This window comes from Roseateles sp. P5_B10 (genome assembly GCF_056400485.1).
In genome coordinates, this window is sequence record NZ_JBFULE010000439.1 from 1 (window position 1) to 4419 (window position 4419).

The window sequence follows — 4419 nt, forward strand, 5'->3', positions numbered from 1 at the left end:
CATTGACGCAATGTCAGGCGCTCGGGGGCGCTGGCTTTGCCAAGACATCGTGCAAGGTGCGCTGGCACTGGCGCAAGCTCAGGCAGACGCCGTGATGCTCCCGCAGATGCTGTTGCAGCAGCTTCCCATCCCATCGCCCTTTGGCGTAACCGCAGCCACTGGGCGACGTACGGAGCTCTGCAGCCACTTCCAGCGACTTCACACCGGTCAGCCGCGGCGGCCGTCCCGGCGCACGCTCTGCCACCAGCATGACGGTGACTCCGTGAAAATGCCGAACCCAGCGCTGCAGGCTGCGGGGGCTGTCGCCAAACCATGCCGCAACCTCCGAGCAGCTGCGCCCGCAGGCCACCAGGCAAACGCAATGCAGACGGTGCAGCGCCTGCTCCTGGGCCGATCGATCGGATCCGATTCGCAACATCTGCCGCAGCGCATCGAGCGCCGCGTCGGGCAGTTGGGTCATGAAATACCTCCCGGGCATGGCCGCCGGCGTGCGACATGCCTTCTGACGCTTCCGTCTGGAGTCGGCAACTGGCACGTTCGATGCTCGCTACCGGAGGAATCAGCCGGCAAGGGCACGCCTTCTGACAACAGCCAATATAGGCGTTGCGATCGGTGCCTACCTCCAAGGAGACACACCATGCCCTGTCCTCACACCCGCAGCAGCCATCGGTGGATTGCCTTGCCGCTTCTGGCTCTCGTGCTGCCCGCGCTGGCCGACACCGGCCCCGAGGCCAACAGCAATGACTGCAGCCAGCGCAACGCCTATGTGATCGAGCACAACTACACCCGCACGGCGCTGGACTTCACCATCAACTACACGGATCGCCGAAACGGCGGCACCATCGTCGCCTCGGATCACGTCGGAGAAATCGCGGCGGGCGGGCAAAGCGGCAAGCGCGACATCCCCGACGCCGCCAAGACGTTGACGCTCTGCGATGTCGTCAACCACACCCGTRCCGTTGGCAACCCTGGCGGCGCAGGCGGTGGGGCCGGTGGGCCGGACGACATCTGGAGCGGCGCCGAGCACGATCAGAAGTTCGAGGTGCTCTACAAGGACCCGGCCACCGGCAAGTACGTTCAGCAGAGCATCTTCCATTTCCTGGCCCTGGCTTACGGCGGCGAGGAAATTCCTTTCCTCGACTTCTGGTTCGACACCAGCGGCGATGGCCGCATCGACGCCAACGATCACATGTACGCGCTCTACGACATCGGCGAGTACACGCACAGCGGTGCCGACTCGCTCGCGGCGCTGCGCTCCCGCTTCCTGCCGGGCCAGGCGGTGGACATCCTCAATGGCCGCATCGCGGGCATCGACGGCCTTTACTTCAGCACCACCGCCTTCACCTTTGACGAGAGCACCGGCTACCAGGGCAGCAACTACTCGGGTAGAGGTTTCGGCGTGACAGACCACACCTTCTACAGCCGGCTGCCCGAGCCCGCCAGCCTGGCGCTGACTCTGGCGGCGCTCGTGGCGGGCCTGAGTTCTCGCCGGGTGAAGCGGCCCCGGGCTTGAGCGCACGCCCGGGAGGGCAGCACGGGCGGCGTGAAGCGGCGGGCCTCGGGAGCCCGGAGTTGTGCCCAAAATGCGGATCGACGCCACTCCCGCCGACGCCCCCGTGCCCACCCTGCCCCGCCGCCTCACTCTCGCCGTCGCGCTGCTCTTCCTCGGCTGCGCTCCCGCTTTCGCCAAGGCTCAAGCCCAGCCTCGCGCCGTCAACGCCCGCGGCGCGCTGGACGCCGAGGAGTTGAACAACATCGGCGTCTTCAAACGCGTGTCGCCGTCGGTGGTGCACATCACCACGCTGAGCGTGCAGCGCGACTTCTTCTCGCTGCGCACCAGCGAGCAGCCCAGCGGCACCGGCACCGGTTTCATCTGGGACGACGCCGGCCACATCGTCACCAACTTCCACGTCATCCAGGGCGGCGACCGCGCCACTGTCACGCTGAACGATCAGAGCAGCTTTCCGGCCAAGCTCGTCGGCGCCTACCCGGACCGCGACATTGCCGTGCTGCGCATCGAAGCGCCCCACGAGAAGCTGCCAGCCATCGCGGTGGGTGCCAGCCGGGATCTGCAGGTGGGCCAGAAGGTCTACGCCATCGGCAACCCCTTCGGCCTGGACCAGACGCTGACCACTGGCATCGTCTCGGCGCTGAACYGCGAAATCGAATCGGTCACGCGACGCACGATCAAGGGCGCCATCCAGACCGATGCGGCCATCAACCCTGGCAATTCGGGCGGGCCGCTGCTGGATTCGGCGGGGCGGCYGATCGGCGTCAACACGGCCATCTACAGCCCGAGCGGGGCGAGTGCAGGGATCGGGTTTGCGATTCCGGTGGACGAGGTGAATCGCATCGTGCCGCGATTGATTCGAGATGGGCGCTTCATCCGGCCCGCGCTGGGCGTGACAGCCGGGCCGGAGAACCTGGCCAAGGCGCTGGGGGCGCCCAAGGGTGTGCTGCTGGTCAACGTGGCGGACGCCAGCCCGGCTGCGGCGGCGGGCTTGAAACCCTTCGGCAGGGATCGCAGCGGGCGCATCGTGCAGGGGGACGTCATCACGGCTGTCGATGGACAGGCGGTGGCGGACCTGGACGACATGTTGTCGCTTCTGGAGACGCGGCAGATCGGGGAGAAGGTGACGTTGACGGTGTGGCGGGCGGGGCAGACGAGGAAGGTGGTGGCGACGTTGGGTAGCTCAGACTAGAACGAGGGGAAGGCTTTGAACGATTTACCTATGGCTGATGCGCGAAATGATGATCAAGCGCGAAAGCGGACTCGTGCCGCGGTCACCACAAGGAACTTAGCCAGTGCGTCTAACAACACACGATGGAACGAGCTGATCACTCACATCCGCGCTCTTGATGGCTGGCGTCCTTCTTATCGCTCGAAATCAGTTGATGGCACCGTCTCGAATTGGGATGTCGAATGGTTTTATCACCTGCCCTTTCCGTTTGAAGCTGTCGAATGGTTTGACATCGGCCTGTCCGAGGAGGGGCCATTCATAGGAAAGCTGCTTCCTAGAGCGAGMATTGACCATCGAAACGAAATCCTGCCAATCTTGGAAAAGATTGGCTTCGACTTCGAGCAGCGTGGCGACGTCGTACGTATCTGGGGTTATTTACCAAGGTCTTACGACGATTTCGCACCTCAATAGCGCGACGACAGGGGCGAGATCGGCAAGAGCCACCCCGTAAAGTAGCGACCCGCCCGACAAGTTACGCGACTTGGGCTTACTAGACAAACGACAGGACACCCCCATGGGCGCGCAATGGAAAGCCAAACACAAAGACATCGCCGCCAATGCCAAGGGTCGGCTGTTCGGCAAATTGTCCAAGGACATCATGATCGCGGCGCGCCACGGCGCTGACCCGAAGGACAACGCGCGGCTGAGGCTGGTGGTGGAGCAGGCGCGCAAGGTGTCCATGCCCAAGGAGACGCTGGACCGCGCCATCAAGAAAGGCGCCGGGTTGACCGGTGAGGTCGTCCACTTCGAGCAGGCCATCTACGAAGGCTTTGCGCCGCACCGCGTGCCGGTGATGGTGGAGGTGCTGACGGACAACGTGAACCGCGCCGCGTCGGACATGCGCGTGTTGTTCCGCAAGGGCCAGCTCGGTGGTGCCGGCTCCGTCGGCTGGGACTTCGATCACCTCGGCATGATCGAAGCCGAGCCCACAACGCCCGGTGCCGACGCGGACATGGCCGCCATCGAAGCCGGCGCGCAGGATCTGCTGCCGCCCGACGAAGAAGGCATCACCGTCTTCCTGACCGACCCGGCCGACCTCGACCTCGTCAGCCGCGCCCTGCCCGCACAAGGCTTCACCGTGCTCAGCGCCAAGCTGGGCTACCGGCCCAAGAACCCGGTCAACCCCACGAGCCTGACAGCTGAGCAACTGGACGAGGTAGAGAGCTTTCTCGCCGCGCTGGACGCCAACGACGACGTGCAGCACGTGTACGCGGGGCTGGCCGGTTAGCGCACGTTGCGGCTCTTTGCCAGCCGCAGGCCGCCGAGCCCGACCAACCCAGCAAGCATCAGCGCCCAACTGCCGTTTTCCGGCACGGCGTTCACCGCCAGCCCACGGGCCGACGTCAGCGTGTAGCCCACCGGCAGCGAGTACTCCACGCGCGCGCTGAAGCTCAGTGACGTGTTCAGGCTGGACATCGCGAACTCGAAGCCGCGCTCAAACGGCGTGCCGACCACCGCGGTGAACGAGGCTGAATCGACGCGATGGAGGGTGGGTTGAGTGACGCCGCCACTGAAGGTTGCGGTGCGGCCGAAGGCGAGCACGTCACGTGACGGGTCATTGGCAATCCGATCTGCGACCGCGTTCGCCGAGGCGCTCGGCGTCAGCGAACGCTTGCCGCTGATGAAGGTGTAGCTGGTCAGCACAAAGCCGGAAGCGCTTCGAGCCGTGGTGCCATCG

General features: G+C 65.1%; 5 protein-coding genes and 1 pseudogene. 4 read left to right on the forward strand and 2 right to left on the reverse strand.

The features are described from left to right. Positions 1-13: 13 nt before the first annotated feature. Complete coding sequence (locus tag AC1DU6_RS21350; RefSeq protein WP_162247768.1) at positions 14-460, reverse strand: helix-turn-helix domain-containing protein; 447 nt, start codon at positions 458-460, stop codon at positions 14-16. Positions 461-637: 177 nt separating this feature from the next. On the opposite strand from AC1DU6_RS21350, the gene AC1DU6_RS21355 reads away from it, so the two are divergent. From AC1DU6_RS21355 to AC1DU6_RS21370, 4 genes are all read left to right on the forward strand, one after another. Beyond that, positions 638-1513 (forward strand): PEP-CTERM sorting domain-containing protein, encoded by an 876-nt coding sequence (locus AC1DU6_RS21355; RefSeq protein WP_477859435.1) that lies wholly within the window; start codon positions 638-640, stop codon positions 1511-1513. Positions 1514-1616: 103 nt separating this feature from the next. Next, the gene (locus AC1DU6_RS21360; RefSeq protein ID WP_477859437.1) at positions 1617-2702 is read left to right on the forward strand and encodes a S1C family serine protease; all 1086 of its coding nucleotides are present in this window, start codon (positions 1617-1619) and stop codon (positions 2700-2702) included. 30 nt (positions 2703-2732) lie between these two features. After that, the gene (locus tag AC1DU6_RS21365; protein WP_477859439.1) at positions 2733-3152 is read left to right on the forward strand and encodes a DUF6678 family protein; all 420 of its coding nucleotides are present in this window, start codon (positions 2733-2735) and stop codon (positions 3150-3152) included. Between the two features lie 103 nt (positions 3153-3255). Next, positions 3256-3969, forward strand: coding sequence for a YebC/PmpR family DNA-binding transcriptional regulator (locus AC1DU6_RS21370; RefSeq protein ID WP_477859441.1), 714 nt, complete (start codon positions 3256-3258; stop codon positions 3967-3969). On the opposite strand, the pseudogene AC1DU6_RS21375 reads toward AC1DU6_RS21370, so the two are convergent. Continuing rightward, positions 3966-4419 (reverse strand): annotated as a pseudogene (locus AC1DU6_RS21375) (hypothetical protein); the annotation flags it as partial. The gene AC1DU6_RS21370 and the pseudogene AC1DU6_RS21375 overlap by 4 nt on opposite strands.